Annotated in this window: 17 protein-coding genes; 7 read left to right on the top strand and 10 right to left on the bottom strand. The window is 29.9% G+C overall.

From position 1 onward, the window contains the following. Window positions 1-275: 275 nt before the first annotated feature. Together G507_RS0111985 and dprA are read right to left on the bottom strand one after the other, a co-directional pair. The gene (locus tag G507_RS0111985; protein WP_026717702.1) at window positions 276-2849 is read right to left on the bottom strand and encodes a phosphoenolpyruvate carboxylase; all 2574 of its coding nucleotides are present in this window, start codon (window positions 2847-2849) and stop codon (window positions 276-278) included. Window positions 2850-2897: 48 nt separating this feature from the next. Continuing rightward, window positions 2898-4004, bottom strand: coding sequence for a DNA-processing protein DprA (dprA, locus tag G507_RS0111990; RefSeq protein ID WP_026717703.1), 1107 nt, complete (start codon window positions 4002-4004; stop codon window positions 2898-2900). Between the two features lie 145 nt (window positions 4005-4149). Between dprA and G507_RS0111995 the strand changes: the two genes are divergently transcribed. Further along, a complete protein-coding gene (locus tag G507_RS0111995) occupies window positions 4150-5088 on the top strand; it encodes an HU domain-containing protein (RefSeq protein WP_026717704.1) in 939 nt (312 codons plus the stop codon). 64 nt (window positions 5089-5152) lie between these two features. Further along, complete coding sequence (locus G507_RS0112000) at window positions 5153-5662, top strand: acyl-CoA thioesterase (RefSeq protein WP_026717705.1); 510 nt, start codon at window positions 5153-5155, stop codon at window positions 5660-5662. Between the two features lie 35 nt (window positions 5663-5697). Here G507_RS0112000 and G507_RS0112005 read toward each other — a convergent pair whose 3' ends face one another. The 6 genes from G507_RS0112005 to G507_RS0112030 form a co-directional block, all read right to left on the bottom strand. Further along, window positions 5698-6987 carry a murein hydrolase activator EnvC family protein gene (locus G507_RS0112005; protein WP_026717706.1) on the bottom strand — a complete coding sequence of 430 codons (1290 nt, stop codon included), beginning with the start codon at window positions 6985-6987 and terminating at the stop codon, window positions 5698-5700. Between the two features lie 3 nt (window positions 6988-6990). Then, window positions 6991-7764 carry a lipoprotein insertase outer membrane protein LolB1 gene (gene lolB1 / locus G507_RS0112010; RefSeq protein ID WP_026717707.1) on the bottom strand — a complete coding sequence of 258 codons (774 nt, stop codon included), beginning with the start codon at window positions 7762-7764 and terminating at the stop codon, window positions 6991-6993. A 2-nt stretch (window positions 7765-7766) separates the two neighbouring features. Then, entirely contained in the window at window positions 7767-9107 is a 1341-nt protein-coding gene (locus tag G507_RS0112015) for a tetratricopeptide repeat protein (protein WP_026717708.1), read from the bottom strand. Window positions 9108-9214: 107 nt separating this feature from the next. Then, complete coding sequence (locus G507_RS0112020) at window positions 9215-10225, bottom strand: sugar phosphate nucleotidyltransferase (protein ID WP_026717709.1); 1011 nt, start codon at window positions 10223-10225, stop codon at window positions 9215-9217. A gap of 84 nt (window positions 10226-10309) precedes the next feature. Further along, window positions 10310-10744, bottom strand: a complete 435-nt coding sequence (dut, locus tag G507_RS0112025) for a dUTP diphosphatase (protein ID WP_026717710.1) — start codon at window positions 10742-10744, stop codon at window positions 10310-10312. A 125-nt stretch (window positions 10745-10869) separates the two neighbouring features. Further along, on the bottom strand, window positions 10870-11481 hold the full coding sequence (locus G507_RS0112030) for a helix-turn-helix domain-containing protein (RefSeq protein WP_026717711.1): 612 nt from the start codon (window positions 11479-11481) through the stop codon (window positions 10870-10872). A gap of 115 nt (window positions 11482-11596) precedes the next feature. On the opposite strand from G507_RS0112030, the gene G507_RS0112035 reads away from it, so the two are divergent. The 5 genes from G507_RS0112035 to G507_RS0112055 all read left to right on the top strand — a co-directional run bounded on the left by G507_RS0112035 (window position 11597) and on the right by G507_RS0112055 (window position 20488). Further along, on the top strand, window positions 11597-11995 hold the full coding sequence (locus tag G507_RS0112035) for a hypothetical protein (protein ID WP_026717712.1): 399 nt from the start codon (window positions 11597-11599) through the stop codon (window positions 11993-11995). 137 nt (window positions 11996-12132) lie between these two features. Then, window positions 12133-12834, top strand: coding sequence for a PspA/IM30 family protein (locus tag G507_RS0112040; RefSeq protein ID WP_026717713.1), 702 nt, complete (start codon window positions 12133-12135; stop codon window positions 12832-12834). Window position 12835: 1 nt separating this feature from the next. Next, window positions 12836-13486, top strand: coding sequence for a hypothetical protein (locus G507_RS0112045; RefSeq protein WP_026717714.1), 651 nt, complete (start codon window positions 12836-12838; stop codon window positions 13484-13486). 39 nt (window positions 13487-13525) lie between these two features. Beyond that, complete coding sequence (locus tag G507_RS0112050) at window positions 13526-15538, top strand: flotillin family protein (protein ID WP_026717715.1); 2013 nt, start codon at window positions 13526-13528, stop codon at window positions 15536-15538. A 141-nt stretch (window positions 15539-15679) separates the two neighbouring features. Then, window positions 15680-20488 (top strand): DNA repair ATPase, encoded by a 4809-nt coding sequence (locus G507_RS0112055; protein WP_026717716.1) that lies wholly within the window; start codon window positions 15680-15682, stop codon window positions 20486-20488. Between the two features lie 69 nt (window positions 20489-20557). On the opposite strand, the gene G507_RS0112060 is transcribed toward G507_RS0112055, so the two are convergent. Next, on the bottom strand, window positions 20558-22015 hold the full coding sequence (locus tag G507_RS0112060; RefSeq protein WP_026717717.1) for a lipopolysaccharide biosynthesis protein: 1458 nt from the start codon (window positions 22013-22015) through the stop codon (window positions 20558-20560). A gap of 32 nt (window positions 22016-22047) precedes the next feature. Next, window positions 22048-22515: a hypothetical protein gene (locus tag G507_RS0112065; RefSeq protein ID WP_026717718.1), complete on the bottom strand. Its 468-nt coding sequence runs from the start codon at window positions 22513-22515 to the stop codon at window positions 22048-22050. Between the last annotated feature and the right edge of the window lie 2 nt (window positions 22516-22517).

The following is a 22517-nucleotide window of genomic DNA, read 5'->3' on the forward strand; positions in this document are numbered from 1 at the left end:
GAATTGCCCTTGGTTTCAACCATGGGAAAATTATAATATGAAATTAAAAGGTTTTAGTTAATATTTTAGCTAAAGCCTTTTTTTTTGTTACCATTTTATTCCGATGGCTAAAGCCAACGGCAATTGAAGGATATTAAAAAAACATCTTCGACAAGCTCAGACTGACATCTCGGAGTTCGATTGTTACATCGTAAATTAGAAATAATGTTTTTCATATTCACCTATTGCCAATTGATTACATAAATGTCAAACTGAGCCTGTCGAAGTGCTTTCTATTAAGCCGAATTCCTACTAGCATTAATATTCCCAAATAAAGAACGCGTTACAATTTTTTCATAAATAGCAATTTGTTTTTCATCTGGATTTGCGCTTTCTTTTAACTCTTTAATTTTTAATAAAGCATATTGTTGAATGGTTAAAAGTGGTAAAACAATTTTCTCACGAAGTTCTACAGAAGCTTTTCCGTCTGGATAATTTTCCATTAGTTCTTTGTAGCCTGAAAGTTTTAATAACAAACGTTTTGTTTCTAAAAATTCGGTGTAAATCAATTGCCAAAATTCTCCAAACTCTTTATCATTTTTCATGTAAGCTGTTAAGGGAAAGAACGATTTGCTTAAAGCCATCATGCTATTTTCAATCAAAGTTTTAAAGAATAAGGAGTTGTTGTATAAATCTGAAACTTTTTGCCATTCGTTATTATCTTCATAATTTTTCAAAGCGGTTCCAACACCATAAAATCCGGGAACATTTTGTTTCAATTGACTCCAAGATCCTACAAACGGAATCGCTCGTAAATCCGCAAAATCTAATTTATCCGAAGCATTTCTTTTCGATGGACGACTTCCAATATTTGTTTTGGCATAGTAATTCAGCGTACTCATTCGTTCCAAATAAGGCACAAACATATCATGATTTTTAAAATCAACGTATTTTTGATAACTGATTTCTGAAAGATTTTGTAGAATTACTTTTTCATCAGCAGTCAACTCATTTTCATTCTTCGTAAATACTTGATTACTTGCTCCAGCACTTAATAAGTTTTCTAAATTATAACGACAAGAATCTAAGGTTCCAAAATTAGAACTAATGGTTTGTCCTTGAACGGTTAATTGAATTTGTTGGTTTTCAATAGTTGGTCCAAGTGAAGCGTAGAATTTATTGGTTTTTCCTCCACCACGAGCAGGTGGTCCACCACGACCATCAAAAAACATCACTTTTACATCATATTTTCTTGAAATTGCTGTTAGTGCTTCTTTAGCTTTGTAAATTCCCCAATTGGCCATTAAGTAACCACCATCTTTTGTTCCGTCAGAGAAACCTAACATTATAGTTTGCTCGTTTCCTCTTGCTTTTAAATGGTTTGCATACGTTGGATTTGTATATAATTGTTCCATGACTTTATCCGCTTTTTCCAAATCTTCAACAGACTCAAAAAGTGGTACGATATCAACCGTAGGATTTTGCCAACCACATAAATGAAACATGCTTAAGGTTTCAAAAACATGTAAAGCACTTTCATTATTACTAATAATATAACGATTACAAGCTTTTTCTCCATTACTTTCTTGAATAGTTTTCATGGCAAGAATAGAACCTATTGTTGATTTTGCTGTTTCATCTTCAAAGTCACTTTCTTCTAAATCTGATGTTACATTTGATAAAAATTGCAGTTTTTGATCTTCTGAAAGGTCTTGATAATTCTCTGGGAAAATCGTTTTCTTGTTTGAAACAATTGCGTCAAAAACACGAGCATGAATTCTACTATTCTGGCGAATATCTAAAGTCGCAAAATGAAATCCAAACAAGTTTATTTTATTCAATAATAAGTCAATTTCATCTATATAAAGCGATTGATGTTTAGTTGCAACCAACATTTTGACTTGCAGTAATTTATCTTTCAATTCTTCTAAATTGATAAAAATTTCACCCTGAGAATAAAAAACGGAACGATATAATTTGTTTTCTACATCAGCGATTATAGTATCTACACCTATGAAAGTTAATTTTCTTTTTAAATTTCTGATATCAGTATAATAATTTTTTAAAATAGAAGATCTTAATCTATCTGCAACTTTTAAAGTAATTTCTGTCGTTACAAATGGATTTCCATCTCGATCTCCTCCAGGCCAAAATCCTAAATTTAGAATGTCATTTTTGGGTAATTCACCTTTTAAAATATTTTTCTGAATGTATTGCATCATGGCACCAGCCGTTTCATAAAACACATTTTCTAAGTACCATATTAAACTAATAGCTTCATCATAAGGAGTTGGTTTTTCTTGTTTAATAAAAGGAGTTTTCCCTAATTGTGCTAATAATTCTTTTATAGAATGCAAATCATTTTCTCTAATGGCTTGAGTCAAATCTGTAATAATTCCCAAAACAGAACCAGGATAAAATTGAGTTGGATGTGCTGTTAAAACCGTTCTGATTTTAAAGTTTTCTAGAAATTCTTTAAGTTCTTCTTGTTTGTTTTTTTGTTCCGCACTTTCCTTCATATCACGCAAAGAACCTTTCCCTTCTAAATTGTTTACAACTGCAAAACCAGCGTCTTCAATCGCATCAAAAAGCACCACTTGACGTTCGATATATTGAATAAAACGAAACATTAACGATTCCTTTTCTTGTTGTGTAGGATTATCTAAATATTTAGCAACAAAAGCATCAAAAATCTCTTCTGGACTTTGACTGTTTTTAAACCCTTTTTGACAAACTTCAGAAAACAAAGGCAATAAAACACCTGTATTGTCTATTTCATCAAAAGGTAAAGTGATAAAAACACTGTTATAGATATTATATTTTGAAGCAACATTTTGGTTAAAACGTTCAATTTTTGGTAAGGTATACATGATTAAAAAACTTTTGCACTAAGTTAGTACATTATTGATAAATTTTAATCAAATCGCTTCAAACAATTTTCCTGGCAAAGGTCTTACGACACCTTTTAATTCCATATTTAATAAAATGGATGAAATTCTAAATATAGGAAAATCACATTCTAAAGCAATTATGTCCATTTCTTGTTTTCCTTTATTTAATAAGTAATCGTAAACTTTTTGTTCTTCAGGTTCAAGAGTTACGAAGAGTTGTTTTTGTACCGATTTAGTTTTTTTATCCTTTTCAATTTCCCAGTTCAATATATAAACTACATCGGCTGCACTAGTTAGTAAGTTGGCTCTTTGGGTTTTTATTAAGTTATTGCAACCTTGACTTAATTTATCGGAAGTTCTTCCTGGGACAGCAAACACATCTCTGTTATAATCGTTGGCTAACATGGCTGTGATTAATGAGCCTCCTTTTTCGGCACTTTCAATTACAATTGTTGCTTCAGACATTCCTGCAACGATTCTATTTCTTTTTACAAAATTTTCCTTTTCAGGATTTGATGTACTCCAAAATTCAGTTATAAAACCACCATTTTCTTCCATTTTGGCAACATATTTTTTATGAACTTTTGGATAAATTTGGTTTAAACCATGTGCTAAAACACCAATTGATTGCAATCCTAAATCCATTGCCGTTTGATGAGCTACAATATCAACTCCATAAGCAAAACCGCTAACGATAATAGGATTTAATGGTGCTAAATCTTCGATTAATTTTCTACAAAATTCTGTTCCATAGCTTGTAATTTGTCTTGTTCCAACAATGCTGATGATTTTTCGGTTTTGTAAATCAATATTTCCCGATTGAAATAAAACTAAAGGACTATCAATACAATGTTTTAATCGTTCTGGATATAATTTATCTTGAAAATATAAGGTTTGGATATTTTCATCTTCAATAAACTTTAATTCAGCTATAGTTTTATCAAAGATAGATTTGTCTTTGAGTTTTTTAATTAAAATAGTTCCAACACCATCGATTTTCTGAAGCGTTGTTGTTTTCTCTTTGAAAATGTTTTCGGCAGAACCACATTGATTAATGAGTTTCTTTGCCATGACATCTCCAACTCCTTCCACTTGTAGTAAGGATAAGGCATAAAATAATTCTGTTTGGCTCATATAAATAAATTGGCTTCAAAAATAAATATTTTTTTTAAGTTATAACACATTGTTAATAAACATTTTGTAAAAAACTTTAGTAAATGTTAATAAATATAGTCTGATAAGTTTTGCTTTAATGCCATAAAATTTTTTCTTTGCTACTATGAATATTAACAGACACATATCTTCTTTGTTGTATCGTTACCAATGCGTTACAGTTCCTGGTTTTGGTGCTTTTTTAACCGAAATTCAGTCTGCACAGCTTAATGGTAGTGCTGTTACATTCAATCCACCTTCAAAAGTTGTTTCTTTTAATGCTAATATTAAGAATAATGATGGATTGTTGGCTAATCATATTTCATTAACAGAAAAAATTAGTTACGAAGAAGCTGTTATTTCTATTTCAAATGTGGTTGATTCTTGGATGGAAAAATTACGAACTAGAGAAACACTTTCAATTGAAAACATTGGAAACATTAAACTTTCTAGTGAAATGACTTGGTTTTTTGAGCCTATCAACAACACTAATTATCTAACAAGTTCTTTTGGTTTATCCAACTTTATTTCACCTTCAATTAAAAGAGAAGAATTGAAAAAAATTGTGGAAGAATTAGAAGAAGTTGCACCAATAATTTTCACTCCAGAAAAGAAGAAAAATTATTCTTACCTAAAATATGCTGCGGCTGCTGTTTTGTTTTTTGGTTTAGCTGGAACTTTTGGTTATAAACAATATTATGATACTAAAATTGAACAAGAGACTTTATTAGTTGAAAAATCTGTTCAAAATAAAGTACAAGATAAAATTCAAGAAGCTACTTTTTTCATTAGCGCTCCTTTACCAGAAGTAAATATTGCAGTTGAAGAAAATACAAAAAACTACCCTTATCATATTGTGGCTGGAGTTTTTAGTAGTGAACAAAACGCTAAAAACGCTTACGCTGATTTAATTCAAAAAGGTTTTAAAGCTGAATTAGGTCCAAAAAGTAATAATGGAATGAATCCTGTTTATTTTCAAAGTTTTGTTGAATATAGTGAAGCAAAATCCTTTTTAGATAGCGTGAGAAACTCGTCTAACAATCAAGCTTGGTTGTTAATTGATTAATTTTTTCTTAACAACATTTTAAGCTCAAAATATCTTATTTCCTTTATCTTTGCCAAAAAAAAGAATGGAACCAAGAAAAGCTGCGCAATCCTTAACTATTTTAACTGATTTAGTATTACCAAGCGAAACAAATCCTTTAAACAATTTGTTTGGTGGTGAATTGTTAGCCCGCATGGACAGAGCGGCAAGTATAGCTGCAAGACGTCATTGTAGAAGAATTACGGTTACTGCAAGCGTTAATCACGTGGCTTTTAATAAATCTATTCCTTTAGGAAGTGTTGTGACTGTTGAAGCCAAAATATCAAGATCTTTTAATTCTTCTATGGAAATTTATCTTGATGTTTGGGTAGAAGATAGAGAAAGCGGAAACCGTTCAAAAGCGAATGAAGCTATTTATACTTTTGTAGCAGTTGACGATTCTGGAAGACCTGTACAAGTTCCTCCCGTTGTACCTGAATCAGATATAGAAAAAGAACGTTTCGAAGGTGCTTTGCGAAGAAAACAATTAAGTCTAGTCTTAGCTGGTAAAATGAAACCTCATGATGCTACGGAATTAAAAGCATTATTTACATAATAAAAAAAGAGAGCAATTGCTCTCTTTTTTTATTCTTATAAACTCAACCAACTGGATGGATTTAAAGTTGTAGTATTCTGAGTAATGAAAAATTTCATAGTAGCAGTTCCACTTGAATTTGTTACAATTCTACCTATTTTTTGTTTAATTAAAATTTTATCACCTGTTGAAACAGATACAGTATCAAGATCTTGATAGATGGTGAAAAAATCACCATGAAGTATATACACAATTTTCTTATTAGTACCCGGAATTACTTGTATTTGCGTTACTTCTCCTCCAAAAACAGCTCTTGCATATGAACCCGATTCTGCAGTAATCTCAATACCACTATTGTGTATAGTTAAGTTTTTATGAACTGGATGAGGATGATCACCATAAGGCGATGAGATATATCCTTTTTCTACCGGTAGTGGTAATTTACCTCTATTGGCTTTAAAATTATCTGAGTCTACTTTGCCTTCTGCTGTTAAAATGAATTTAGAACTACTTGTACTGCTTGCAACTGGTGTTGTTTTTACTGTGCTTGTCGTTGTTGTTGTTTTTGAATTATTCTTTTTTGCTTCTGCTTTAGCTTTTTCTGCTGCTTTTTTATTGGCTGCAGCAATTGCATCAGCAATAGTCTTTTTAATTTGTCTGTCTATATCTCTTTTTTCTTTCTCTTTTTTATCAATCTCAGCTGTGTACTTCTTTTTATCCTTCTGAATTACCTTAACAAGCTTTTCTTTTTCTTGTTTTTGTTTTTCTAACTCTTCTTTTTCTTTAGCTGTTTGGGCTATTACTTTTTCTCTTTGTTCTTTCTTAGACTTTAGAGCTACAATTGCTTGATTTAATTTTTGTTGCTTAATCTTTATTTCTTCTGCTTGTGATTTTCTAAAACCCGCATATTGTTTCATATACTGAATTCGCTTATAGGCTTGATAAAAATTTTGCGATGACAATATAAACATAACCCTGCTACTTTGTGAACGACTTTTATATGCTTTTACAATCATACTCGCATAATCTGCTTTTAATATTTCTAACTCTTTAGTTAGACTTTTAATTAAATTTTGATTTTTAGATATGTCGTTTGCAATATATTTGACTTGAGTTTCATTAGTAGTAATCAAACTTTGACTTAATTTAATCCTAGCATTTTTCTCCTTTATTTCTGTTAAGACTGATTTTTCTTTCTTCTTTTCAATATTAAGTAAACCATTGTATTGAAGAATAGCGTTTATAATTTTTTCTTTCCTAGCTTCTAATTCTTGTTGCTTAGAAATTTGTGCCCAATTTAATGTGCTACATAAAAGGAATGCTATAATAACTATTTTTGACTTCATCTATTATTGTTTTTTAATCTCAACTTGTTCGTAATCATCTGGAATAGAAAATGGAAAAGTTATTTCAGGATTGATTTCAACTTTTTTATATTCTATATCTATTGAAACTTCATTTTTTTGACTTGCTTTAATTTTCATCTCTTTGGGAAAGATATGATCATCAATAAGTGTGTGAGAAATATAATTAATTTCTAAACTCTTTTCAGCTGAAACTTGATTAATAAGTTCTTTTTTTAATAAAAACTTTCCGGCTTCGAAAGTATATTGTTTGTTTATGTCTTTTGGTTTTTTTTCAGAAAGTTGATACATATTTTCAACTATTTGAGACACAAAAACTTCTTTCGAAATTTCATCTAAAGCTTTTCCTAACAATAAATTTTGAACTTTTTCAAAATCCAAATCTGTTCCTAACCAGTTGCTTAATAAAATAAAATCACCTTCAAAATAAGTGCCGTTTACTTTTTCGTAATAACTCACTTTTGTTGGAGTAATTAATGCTTTTGCTACTGGAAATCCTAAAAACTTAATATTAATCCAGATTATTTCATCTTTTTTAATTCTAATATCGGCACTAATTGATTGTCTGTTTTTAATGTCTTGATATTTTACATCTGTTCTTATACTTAACGTAGAAAAATCTTTAAAATTATCGTTGTGCCCTTTTACAATTTCCTCAACTTTTACTCCTTTTGAAGCTTTAGCGTTGGAAGTCAATTGAGTTGTTTTACAAGAAACAAAAAGCACTGAAAGAAATGCGAATAGAAAAACTTTCTTCATTATTATTTTACGTTTTGACTTTTGGATAAATACATTTCTTTCTTTTTTAAATCTCCTGATTTTTCGTAAGATTTAGCTAATTGTGTGTAAAATTCTTTTTCTAAATTAGGATTTTCAACAACATAATCAACACCTTCTTCTAATTTATTAATAGCTTCTTTAGTTTTATTTAAATTTAACAAAGCTATTCCAGAATAAAAATATAAACTGGCTTGAGTTGGATAAAGTTCTAATTGTTGATTAGCATATTTATCTACTTTTTCAAATTGTTTTTTCTGAACTAATAATTGCATTAGAAATTCAAAACTTTCAAAATCTTCTGGTTGATTTTCTATACTTTTTTCAAAATATAAAACTGCTTCATCTAACTTGTTTTTCTTAAGAAAATATTTAGCCACTTCTTTACTAACATTAATAGATCTGTCTTCATCCAAAATGGTAATTGCTTTTTCTAAATTGATTGCATATTCAGTATTATTTGAAGCAAAAATCAAATATTCATTAAAAACTCGGTGTTTTATTTTGTTGTCAATTTTAGTGCTTTCTAAAACTTTAAACATTGATGTTGTTGCGTTTTGACCATCATTATTGTTCAAATAAAACTTAACTAAACTCACGTGAGCCCAATCAGAATTTGGAATATTTTCGGCTAATTGTTTAGCAACTTCGAACGCTTTTTCTTCGTTATTAGATTCGGAATATTTGTAAATTAAATCAATATAGTTTTGTTCAACTAAAGGATTTTTTTGAATTTCTTTTTCTAAATCGTCTTTTTGAGGCTTGTTAACTTCTGGAGTTCTTTCTAATTGTAATTTGTAATACTCCATAGTTTGAGACAAATTTGTAGTTTGTTCCATATCATTTAACAACGCTAATGCCTTGTCTTTTTGATTAGTGTACATGTACAAAGAAACTAAATCATCTTGAAAATCTTTATTGAATTCAATTAATTTAGTCACAATTCTAATAGCATTATTATAATCTTTTGTTTCATAAAAAACATCGTACAAGCCATTCCAATACCAACGTTCTTTTGGATTTAAATCAATTGCTTTTTGAAAGGCATTTTGAGCTTCAGCATAATTTTTTAAAGCAAAATAATTCTTTCCTAATTCATGATAAATAACTGGATTGTTTGCTTCTTTATCTAAACATTTTTGCAAAGAAACGATGGCTCTATCATAATTTTCAATGGCTTTTTGAGTTAAAGCGTCGTAAAAATTATTTTCAAAAGCATCGTCAACCGCAGCAATTTCTTCCGGGTTTGGCATTTCTTGAGCAAAAGACACTTGGTTATAACTAAAAGTTATAAAAAGCATCAAAAATGTTATAAATCTATTCATTAAGTTATTAATTATCTTATTAAAGGTTAAAAGTTTATGAGGTTAAAAGTTTAAAAGGTGTTGCTATCTAAAAAATCTAACTTTCTAATAATCTAACCGTCTGAAAATTATTCTAAAACTGAATAATCTCCAATACTAATACTTGTAAAGTCACCATCAAATGAAGCATGATTTCCTATCATAGCATTGTCTAAATTGGCATTTTTTATATGTACATGTGTTTGAACCAAACTATTTTTAATAGTCGAATCAATAACGTGGCAGCCTTTTCCTAAAGAAACATTTGGTCCAACTGTAGCGTTAATTAAAACAACATCTTCACCAATATAACACGGTGGAATAATTGTTGAGTTTTCTTGTTTTACATCATAATCGATTAAATGTTCTCCATCAAAATGTAAAAAACCAAGCATTCTGGTGTTTGTATCAACGGTTACGTCTTTGTTTCCGCAATCCATCCATTCGTCCACTTTTCCTGGTACAAATTTCATGCCTTTTGCCATCATTTGTTTAATTCCGTCATTAATTTGATATTCTCCACCATGAATGATGTTATTATCTATAACTAATTGCAATTCGTCTTTCAAGACAGCAACATTTTTGAAATAATAAATTCCAATCACAGCTAAGTCAGAAACGAATTCTTTTGGTTTTTCAACTAATTCAATGATTTCTCCATTATCATTTAAGTTTACAACACCAAAAGCTTCTGGTTTATCTACTTGTTTTACCCAAATTACGCTATCTGCATTTTTGTCTAAATCGAAATCGGCACGAATTAATGTATCAGCATAAGCAATAACTGCTGGTCCGCTTAAAGAGTCTTTGGCACACATAATCGCATGACCAGTTCCTAAAGCTTCATTTTGATAATAAATTGTTCCTTTTGCTCCTAATTTATGGGCAATTGCTACTAATTCTTCTTCTACTTTTTCACCAAAACTTTCGTGGATGATAAAAGCTACTTCATCAATAGGTTGGTTTAAAACACCAGCAATATCTTCCACTAACCTGTGAACGATTGGTTTTCCTGCAACTGGAATTAATGGTTTTGGAATTGTTAATGTGTGTGGGCGAAGACGTGAACCACGACCTGCCATTGGTACTATTATTTTCATATATATTGTAAGATTTAAGGATTGAAAGATTTAAAAATTACTCATGCGTAATCTTTAAATTCTTTAATCTTTTAATTATTAAATTTATTTTACTCCTGTGCTTCCAAAACCACCTTCTCCTCTTGATGTTTCTGATAATTCTTCCACTTCAAGCCATTCTGCTCTTTCGTGTTTAGCTATGATTAGTTGAGCGATTCGCTCACCGTTTTCGATTACAAAAGGTTCTTTAGATAAATTTACTAAAATTACACCGATTTCTCCTCGATAATCTGCATCAACTGTTCCAGGTGAATTTAGAACGGTGATACCTTTTTTAGCAGCTAAGCCACTTCTTGGCCTAACTTGTGCTTCGTAACCAATTGGTAATTCAATGAAAAGTCCTGTTTTAACAATAGTTCTTTCTAAAGAATTTAAGGTGATAGGTTCTGTTAAATTGGCACGTAAATCCATTCCTGCAGAAGCAATTGTTTCGTAATTAGGTAATGAATGTTGAGATTTATTGATTATTTTGATGTTCATTTTTTCTTGATTATTGAAAATAAATTATTTCCAAAGTTCTTTAACGCTTATTTATAAGTTTCAAAGTTAAAAAAAATAAAGATAAATAGTCGGTTTTAGATTTTTGTTGGGCAATTAAAAATGAATTATTTTCCAAAAACCTTTTTCTCAAGTAAGTTTAGTCGTTTTAAAATTGTGTTTTGATTGGTATTTGAGTTACTTCCCAAAACACCAACAATTGCATAATTTTTTATATTAGGGACAAATATATCAGAAATTGAAACCTTTCCTTTCTCTGAAGTTAAGTAATTATCTATGGTTAAGTCGTTATTTTTAATTTCTTTTAAAAACAACACAGCTTCTTTTTCATAAACGCTTTTAGCAGCTAAGTTTTCATCTACAATAAATACAAAATCAAAATGTGCAAATATTTTTTGCATTTCGATGTTTTTTAAATCACCATTTGAAGTGATTTCCTGTAATTCTGGTTCTTTTTGTTTATTTATAGCAGAAATACTTGCTTCAATTAAAGAAAAATTAGATAATTGATTTACCGTAAGTGGTTTTGAAATAATGTCATCGGTTGGAATGCCAAAATAAGTTGCAATTCGCAAAAGAGTTTCAATCTTTGGCTCGGCACGTCCTTCCTCATAGGAGCTTATCACACCTCTGTTTAAATCAATAAGTTCTGCAAAAGCTTGTTGACTTAGGCCTTTTATTTGTCTTATTTTCTTTAAATTAGTTCCAAAATACGTCATTTTGCTATTATTTTTTACAAATATACAAAGTTATTATCATTATTTTGCTAAAAATATTTGCAATATTGGTTTTTTTTTCTACATTTGTTAAATCAACTAACCTAACTATCAATTTATGGAACACTTAAAATTGTTTTCTAAAGTAAAGAATTGGCTGCTCGAATTAGAGTACAATATTCAATTAGAAAATGAAGAGCATCAATCCTTTATCATTGAAAAAGAAAATGAAGGAATCAAAAACATGATGATTGTAATTGCACCACAAATTCTAATTATCGAACAATTTTTATTTCGTTGCAAAAATAATCAGCATGAAGTACACAAACAGTTGCTAATTAAAAATAGAGATATTGTTCATGGTGCATTTGTTTTAGATGAATCTGGAGAAAAAGTGATTTTTAGAGACACACTTCAAACAGAGAACTTAAACGAAAATGAATTGATTGCAACATTAAATTCGTTGAGCTTACTTATAAGTGAGTATTCAACTGAAATGATATCATTTAGTAAATAATTAAATTTAAAAAACTGATTTTCAATATGGTATATTTTATTTTTAATCTAGTTTGTTTTTTAACTAAAATATTATTTCTAATTTTTAAATAATTCGAAAAAAAAACGTAGTATTAACATTATAATTCTTTATGTATTATGAACATTATTAAAAGACTTTTTAGAATAGGAAAAGCAGAAGCACATTCTGCTATTGGAAGCCTTGAAGATCCAATAAAAATGACGGAACAAGGTATTCGTGAAATGAAAGAACAACTAGACCAAAGCATTCAAGCAATGGCTCAAGTAAAAGCTTTATCAATTCGTAGAAATAACGAAAAAGAAGCTTTGGTTACACAATCTGGAGATTATCAAAATAAGGCAATGCTTTTAGTCCAAAAAGGAATGAAAGAAGAAATGCCAATTGAGGAAGCTGATAGATTGGCAAAAGAAGCGCTAAAAAAGAAAGAACAAGCTTTATTAGACGCACAAATTGCAGATAAGGAACACGAAAAATTAGTAAGTGATGTTGAAAAAATGCAAATTAACGTCAACACGCTTAAATCTACAATTTCGAAATGGGAAGGTGAATTAAAAACACTTAGAGCACGCGTTCAAGTAAGTAAAGCTACTCAAGATATCAACAAAAAAATGACTCAGATTGATTCTGATAGCACCATTTCTATGTTAGAAAAAATGAAAGACAAGGTTTTACAACAAGAAGCTTTGGCAGATGCTTATAGCGATATAGCAAACTCTTCCAAAAGTATAGATCAAGAAATTAATGCTGCAGTAGATACTTCAGATGCTCATGCAGCAAGTGAACTGCAAAAACTAAAAGAACAATTCAACGCAAACTAAAATGAACCTAGAAGAGTTAATAGAAGTTTCCTTTAATCCGGCCAATAGCATTCTTTCAATATTATTAATTTTGAGTGTTTTCTATTGGGTAATGACTATAGTTACTGGTGTAGGAGATTATGATATAGATTTTGATGCGGATGTAGATGCTGATTTTGATACTCCTGACGGAATGGTTGAAGTTCCAAATGATCCATCTTCATTTATTCAGTTTTTAAAGTTTCTGAATCTAGATATTATACCTATTACCTTTTTTATAACTCTTGTGTTATTATTCACTTGGTTAATTAATGTAAATATTAGTTACTATATTCCTTTACCTTATTGGATGTATTTTATCACAATTCTTCCTGCATTTTTTGCAAGTCTGTTTTTTACTAAATATATTAGCTTGCCTTTAAAACCAATTTTTAAAGAAATCAATCATAAAGGAGAAATTGCTCATGATTATTTAGGGCGAATTGGAATATTAAAATCAACTATTGAAAATGATAAATTAGGAATGCTCGAGCTAGTAATCAATAAAGATCCTATTAAACTTTTAGTAAAAAGTAAGGATGGTTCTCTTTTAAAAATTGGTGAAAAAGCATGCATTGTAAATGAAAATCCTGATAAAAAATTCTATATTGTTGAAAAATCTTACGAAATTTAAATACCTTTAACAACAAATTAATTTAATTAAACAAACTTTATGACTACATTTTACGTTACGCTTGCAGTTATTATTATTGCATTTTTAGGCTTAATATTCTGGGTTTTATCCATGTACAAAAAAACCGTTCAAGGAGTTGTCCTTTTAAGAACTGGTTATGGTGGAGTTAAAGTGTTTTTCAATGCAGGTATTGTAATTCCTGTTATTCATCGTTTAGAACACATGGATATTTCTGTAAAAAAACTAGAAATTTCAAGAGAAGGAAAAGACGGATTAATCTGTAAAGACAATATGCGTGCGGATATACAAGTTGCATTCTTTGTTCGTGTAAATAAATCGGTTGATGATATTGTGAATGTTGGTCAAACGATTGGTTGCCAAAGAGCTTCTGACATTGCAACTTTAAGAGAATTATTCGAAGCGAAGTTTTCGGAAGCCCTAAAAACAGTAGGTAAAAAATTCGATTTCATTGAATTATATGAAGCTAGAACAGAATTTAGACAAGAAATCCTAAACATCATTGGTACAGATTTAAATGGTTATGTTTTAGATGATTGTGCTATTGATAATTTAGAACAAACGTCTATTTTACATCTTAATAAAGACAATATTTTAGATTCAGAAGGTATTAAAAAAATCACTGAGCTAACGGCTACGCAAAACATTAAGGCGAATTTAGTTCGTAGAGATGAAGAAAAAACCATCAAAAAACAAGATGTTGAAGCTAGAGAAACGATTCTTGAATTAGAAAAACAACTAGCTGAGAAAGAAGAACAACAGAGAAGACAAATTTCTAATATTCAGTCTAGAGAAAATGCGGAAATCTTAAAAGTTGCGGAAGAAGAACGTTTAAAGTCTGAAACGGTTAGAATTTCAACTGAAGAAACGCTTCAAATAGCAGAAGAAAATAAACAAAGACAAGTAGTAATTGCTGCTAAAAATAAAGAAAGAGCTGAATTAGTTGAAACTGAAAGAGTTCAAAAAGACAGAATGTTAGAAGCTACAGAAAGAGAAAGAGTAGTTGCTTTAGCAGATATCGAAAAAGATAAAGCGGTCGAAGTTGAAAAGAAAAACATTCAAGATGTTATTCGTGAACGTTTAGTGAAAGAAAAAACAGTTGTAGAAGAACAACAAAGTATTTTAGATGTTGAAGCATTAAAAACTGCAGAAAGAGAGAAACAAGTACAGTTAATTGTTGCCTCTCGTGAAGCGGAAGAAAACTTAATTACTTTAACTCGTGCTGCTGAAGCTCGTAAACAATCGGCCGAAAAAGACGCGCAAAAATATGTTATCGAAGCACAAGCCAAACGTGATGCTGCAGAAAAAGAAGGTGATGCTCGTAAAATCCTTGCAGAAGCTTTGGCAAAAGAAGAAGCAACTGTAGGTCTATCTGAAGCACAAGTCATGCATGCCAAAGCGGAAGCAATGGAGAAACAAGGTTATGTAGAAGCAAATATTATTGAGAAAAAAGCAGCAGCAAACAAACAAGAAGGATTAGCTGAAGCTGAAGTTATCAGAGAAAAAGCATTTGCAGAAGCAGCCGGAATTACAGAAAAAGCAGAAGCAATGAAAAAACTAAACGATGCTGGTAAAGAGCATGAAGAATTTAGATTAACATTAGCTAAAGAAAAAGAAGTAGAATTAGCACAAATTGCAATCCAAAAAGATATTGCTCAAGCACAAGCTAGTGTATTAGCTGAAGCTTTCAAAACGGCAAACATTGACATTGTTGGTGGAGATCATTCTTTCTTCGACAATGTAATAAGACAAATTTCTGCTGGTAAAGGAATCGATAAATTCATTCAACATAGTGAAAACGCTCAATTAGTTAAACAAGCTTTAATTAGTAACGATGGTGATGAAAACCTTATCGGGAAAGTCATGAACATGGTTGAAAAGTATAAAATATCTTCAGAAGATATTAAAAACTTGAGTGTTGCTTCGTTAATTTTTCAATTAAAAGGAGTTGCTAACGATAACGAACAAGGTATTTTATCTAGAGCTATGAATATGGCACAACATTTAGGAATCGAAAACAAACCCTTAAAGTAAAATTTAATTCTATTACAAACGATAACTAATTCTCTACTTTTTAGGTAGAGAATAGTTTTTGTTTTCACTTGCTTTCTCTTCATTTTAAAGCTAATTAAAGTTTTTTTAATAAAGACTTTTAAAAATTTTACCAAAAAATTAATGAGCAACGATAAATTAAATACGGGTACATACGAAATCATTCAAAACCGATTGAATGAGCAAAAAGATAATTTAATTCAACGCATTCAATCGTTAAACGAGGATCGTAAAAAGGTTTTTGGAGGTGTTGATTTTTCGCTTATTGCCAACGAACGTATTTCTACGGATCAAAGTTGTTATATCAAAGATATTTTTTCTTTAGGAAGACTTTGTTTGGTTGGACACAACACGCATTTAGGATTACGAACAGAAATAAATTTGAACGATGTTTTTTCAGCTTATTTGCTAAAAGACAATAGATTTGAACCTCAACCCATTGAATTTATAGAAGATGAAATTTTTATAGAAGAATTCAAAAATCTTTACAAATATTACCGAAATACAATTTTTGTTCGCTTTCATATTACGCAAAACTATTTGTATTTTGTGTTTCAATTATCGAATAGTCCTTCCGATATTAAAGCGTTTAAATGGTTAATTAAAGATAATACACTAACTTTTGTTGATGCAAGAAGCGCTGCAGAAGTAAAATATCCCAACCAACAAGAATTTACTTGGACGAAAGTTACACGTGACATGCAACGTACTGGAAGTCATCCGCACGTTTCATTAGCTGATAAAGTTTTTGTGGAAGCTATTGGTGGTGATATTACCATTAAAATAGAAGATAACACCAGTTCTGGAAAAGGTATTTATAGCGAAGATGTTGTTCACAAAGATCAAACGCTTGATGATGCTGAAATTCATTATTTCGACTATAATAATTTAGTCATTTTTAAGATTAAACCGTACCAAGAAGCGGAACGTTTTTTTATTTATAATCACAAAGAAAAGAAAGTAGTTAGAGTAGATTCTCTTCAATATTCGATTATACTTTTGCCTGAAAACCAAGGTGTGATTTATCCAAACGGATATGCCTTGCAAACAGGTGAAATAAAAGTAATTGCAACAGAAGACAAACCTGTCTATTTCAATCGTAGAATCTTAGGTATTAATGGTGAAAATTTTATGTTTGTTTTCTATGATGAACAATCTCATGATTATCTTTTAATTCCGTACAATATTATTAAACAAACAATAGAAACTCCTATTAATTGTAATGGTTTCACCTTGTTTGATAATGGAAAATTAGCCTATTTTAAATCTGATGAAGAAACAAAACATCATCTAATTCAAATTTGGCAAACTCCTTTCACTAAAGAAATTACAATTGATGACTCTTTAAAATCTAATTTATTATATAAAATTGGAAATAAAGATTTAGTTCGTGTAATGGCTGAATGTCAAGAACTGAATATTTTATTGTCAAAAAAAGATTCGTATTCTGGTTTATATAACGACATTGTTAAGCAAGCTACGATCATTTTAGACAGCTATTATTTCTTAGGTGAAAAAGAAATTCATCAGTTAAATGAGCCTTTACTCGAAATTAGAAAAATTGCTCATGCAGCCATAAATGAATTTGAAAAAGCGCAAGAAGTAAAAAACAAAACAGCTCAAACCATAGCTAATTTAAAGGAAAAGTGCGAAAAAATTTTATCTGATACAAGTACTATTTCATATCAATCTTTGGATCAATTTATTGCTATTTTAGCTCAAATTAGAGCTTTGCGCGGTGAATTAATTAGTGCTAAAGAATTAAAATATGCTGATATTGCTCTAATTGAATCTTTAGAAAAACAATTACAAGAAAGAGCTGACGAACTTTCCAATGCTTGTGTTTCGTTCCTTTTACAAGACAATGCTTTAGTTCCTTATCAGGATAAAGTGACTTTGATTAACGAACAAATTGCCGATTTAAAAAAGACAATTGATGCCAAAACGCTTGGAGAAGATATTGATGAATTGGCCTTACAATTAGAATTACTAGTAGATATTGTCAATAATTTAAAAATTGAAGACGCTTCGCATTCGACACAAATTATTGAAAATATTTCCTTGATTTTTGCGCAAATTAATCAAAAACGAATTGAGCTAAACAACAAGAAAAGACAAATTTCTGGAAAAGAACTTTCTGCCGATTTTAAAGCGCAAATTACTCTTTTTGATCAAGCGGTTATCAATTTCTTAGAATTAGCCAACACTTCAGAAAAATGTGATGATTATTTAAACAAACTTTCCATTCAACTAGAAGAAATGGAAGCTAAATTTGTAGATTTTGATGATTTCATTCAACAAATTGGCGAAAAAAGAGAAGAAGTTTATGGCCATTTTCAAAACAAAAGCGTTCAATTAACCGAAACTAGAAACAAACGAACTACCATGTTGTTTCAATCGGCTGAACGTATTTTAAAAGGTGTAAAAAATAAAGCTGCTTCTTTTGAAACAGCAACCGAAATCAACGGTTATTTTGCTTCCGATTTAATGATTGAAAAGGTACGCGATATTGCCAATCAATTAAAGGATTTAAACGACACCAATAAAGCGGAAGAAGTATCTACTTTATTAAAAACAGCACAACAAGAATCGGTTAGAAAATTAAAAGACAAAAACGAAATCTATGAAGATGGTGATGCTGTAATTGCTTTTGGTGATTATAAATTTGCCGTCAACAAGCAAAAATTAGATTTAACGTTGGTTTTAAAAGATCAAGAATATTTCTATCATTTAACAGGGACAAATTTTTATCAAGCTGTTGAATTTGAAGAAATTGCACAATATAAAGAGGTTTGGAATCAAGAATATATTTCTGAAAACCAAAAAGTAAAACGCTACGAATACATGGCTTGGGAACTTTTCTTGCAAGAAGAAAATATTGTTCCAGAATCTGTAAATATACAAAGAGCTCAAGATTTTATGGCAGCTCATTTTGGTGAAGGATTAGTCAAAGGAGTTCACGATACAGATGCTTTGGTTCTTTTACAAAACTTACAACAAATTAATAATGAATTGGGTGTTTTAAAATACACACCTTCTGAAAGAGCTTTGGCACAATTGTTTTGGTTTTTCCTTAATGATGCAGACAAAGAATTTTACGAAAAACAATTTGATGCTGTACAATTACTAAAAGAAACGTTTTCAAGTACAGAACAATTTAAATACTTAAATAAACGATTATCCCAAAAAATTGAAGAATTCAATCAGTCTTTTGATGGTTTTGATTTAACTTCATCTTACAGAGCAGCCGTTTATTTAAAGAAAGAAAATCGCAAAGCTTTCTCGATCTCTAAAATTGCTGGTGATATATACGAACGCTTTTTCAAAAGTTTAAAAGAAAGAGGAAAAGATGTTGTTTTTATTAACCAAGTTAAAGAATTATACACTTATCCTTCTGCTTGTTATGATATCATAGAAAATGCCTTAAAAACGTTTTTTATTGATGAAAACATTATTCTCTCTCAAAGTTTCACAGAAGAAGTTGCTGCTTTTATATTGACTCAAAATTTCCATAAGAAACAGATTATAAATGTCAGTTCATCAGTCGAAATTAAAGGTTTAAAGTCTATAGAAAGCAATCTTACTTATGCCTTAGATTATTATGAATTCTCAGCACGTTTAGATTATTTTCATTCCAAATTAAAACCTGCTTTCTTAGAATTACAACAACTTAAAAAACATTGGGTAGAAGTAAAAAAGAAAGAAGTAAAATTACACACATTTGCCAGTCAAGTTTTAACGTCATTTGTTAGAAATAAATTGATTAATGATGTTTACTTTCCATTAATTGGAGCCAATTTGGCCAAGCAATTAGGTGCTTTAGGTGAAAATAAACGAACCGACAGAATGGGAATGTTATTATTAGTTTCTCCACCAGGTTACGGAAAAACTACCTTAATGGAATATTTAGCCGATCGAATGGGATTAGTTTTTATGAAAATTAATGGACCATCTATTGGTCATGACATCACTTCTACAGATCCAAGTGAAGCTAAAAATGCTGGAGCACGACAAGAATTAGAAAAACTAAATCTTGCTTTTGAAATGGGTGATAATGTGATGTTATATTTAGATGATATTCAACATTGTAATCCGGAGTTTTTACAGAAATTTATTTCGTTAGCTGATGGACAACGAAAAATTGAAGGAATTTATAATGGAGAAGCAAAAACTTACGACTTGCGTTCAAAACGTTTCTGCTTGGTTATGGCTGGAAATCCGTATACGGAAAGTGGTGATAAATTCCAGATTCCAGATATGTTGGCCAATAGAGCAGACACATACAATTTAGGAGATATTTCAGGTTCAAGAGGCGATTTATTCGAATTAAGTTTGATTGAAAATGCTTTAATGTCGAATGAATATATGGTTCGATTAACACAACCGTCGTATCAAAATTTATATAAGTTGTATGATGCTATTCAGCAAAATGATACCAATTATGATTTAGAAGGCAACTTTTCTTCACAAGAAATGGAGGACTTTAAACAAGTTTTACAAAAAATCATGCAAGTAAGAAATACGGTTTTACAAGCGAATGCACTTTATATAAAATCGGCTGCCATGTCTGATGATTATCGAAATGAACCTAATTTTAAATTACAAGGTTCTTATCGTGATATGAATAAATTAGTAGCAAAAATTCAACCAATTTTAACTGAAAAAGAAGTGGAAGCAATTGTTTTAAATCATTATCAAAACGAATCACAAACTTTGACAACTGGTGCAGAAGCCAATTTATTAAAGTTGAAAGAATTGATGCAAATTCAAACCGAAGAAGAACAAAATCGTTGGAATGAAATCAAAACCACTTTTATGAAAAACAAACTTTTAAAAGGTGTTGGTGGTGATGATAGAATGGCACAAGTTATTGCTTTGCTATCTGAATTTTCAGAAGGTCTGAACGGAATTAAAGATGTGTTGAAACATTAAAAAACAAGAATTTCAACCTCATTTATTTACTTTGATTACTATTAATCACTTTAGATAAATGAGGTTTTTTTATTTTCTTTTAATTATTTTCAGAATGACATCTTTTTCGTTTTTATAAATAAAATAGCCAAAGAAGATAATAGATAAGATTCCGAAAACATATGTTTCTCGTAGAACTGGAACATAAAAGGAGATTCCAGATAAAACTATTGCAATTCCTAAATAGCTCAAAATTTTCTTCATGTCGTACGGAATTGGATAGTATTTATTTCCCAAATAATACGAAATAAACATCATCGTTCCATAGGCTGAAATTGTAGCAATCGCACTTCCCATATAACTCCAAATCGGAATTAATAAAAAGTTTAAGGCTAAAGTTATTATTGCACCAATAATCGAAATATACATTCCCATTTTGGTTTTGTCTGTAAGTTTGTACCAAACAGATAAATTTGTGTAAATTCCTAAGAAAAAATTAGCTAAAACAATTAAAGGAACAACTTTTATAGCTTGCCAATATTCTGGATTATCTATTAATATTATCTTCAAAACATCAATAAATACAACTATACAAAGTGTCATTAATGATCCAATTATCACAAAATATTTAGTTATGTCTGCAAATGTTTGAGTTGCATTTTTTTCTTTAGCGTGATTGAAGAAGAAAGGTTCAATTCCTAAACTATAAGCAGTTCTAAATAAAACCATGAACAAACCTAATTTATAACAAGCACCATAAGCACCAATATCCGCTTTTGAAACACTAAAAAGATCTAATAATATTTTATCTAAATGTTCATTAACTCCAAATGCTAAACCTGCAATTAAAATAGGATAACCATACTTTAGCATTTGCTTCCATAGTTCTAAATTAAATTTCCAATTAAGCTTAAAATAATCAGGAATAAAACAAATTAGTGTAACTAAACTTGCTAATAAATTGGCAAAGAAAACATAACCAATTTGAAAATCTTCAATGTAAATAGAAGCTAAAAATGAATCAGGATTTGAACTTGCTATTTTTGGAAGATAATATAAAAAGAATACGTTTAGTATTAGGTTTAAGCCAACATTTATAAACTTAATTATAGCAAAGGTTTTAGGCTTTTGTAAAGCTCTTAATTTTGCAAAAGGAATAACGCTCAACGCATCAAAAACTAAAATCCAAATCGCATATATTACATATTCAACATCAGTTTTTATTAGGTTTGCTATCGTATTTCTAAATAGTAGAGCAACTGTTAAAAAAGCTAAAGAACTCCAAAAAACAGAAATGCTGGAAGTTTCAATAACTGATTTTTTATCTTCTTCTTTATTGTAAAATCTAAAAAAAGAAGTTTCCATTCCATAAGAAAGTAGTACGTTTAAAAAAACCATATAGGCCAACAAAGTAGTGATTTCACCATAATTGGAAGCTGGCATTAAATCGGTGTGTAGTCTTACCAATAAAAAACTCAACATTCTAGGCAAAACAGTTGCTAAGCCATAAATAGCGGTTTGTTTAAAAAGACTTTTATATACACTCAAAGTATTGGTTTTTGATATTGAAGCAAAAGTAACTAATTTTTAGGTTTTACAGAAGGATATGCAAGCATTGGTTTTTCTTTTACGTTTTGAATATTTTTTACAAATTCTTCTCTATTTTTAGTAAAAAACAAATTAGCTTCATTGGGTTTTAATGTAACATCTGGAGCTTTATTTCCGTATTCTTTTTCTGGATTACTATCTAAAACCATATCATTTTGGTTTCCGTTAGTTTTTAGGTAAGCAACATAACTTGTCTCAGAAATTTTGACAAATGAAGCTTCGTATGATTCAAATTGAACCTTTTCTAAAATTACATCTTTTTCTAAAGGTGCTTTTAAATTTACATGAAAATTGACTCCGCTTCCACCACCACGAACACCTGCAATCCATCTTTGGAAATAAACATAGTCAATTGTCTCAGATGCTTTTTGAAGTTCTAAATCTTTTGAATTTGAACACGAAACAATTCCGATCAAAATAAAGGCTATAATTATTTTCATTT

It is taken from the genome of Flavobacterium gelidilacus DSM 15343, from assembly GCF_000422685.1.
Classification (GTDB): Bacteria; Bacteroidota; Bacteroidia; order Flavobacteriales; family Flavobacteriaceae; genus Flavobacterium; species Flavobacterium gelidilacus.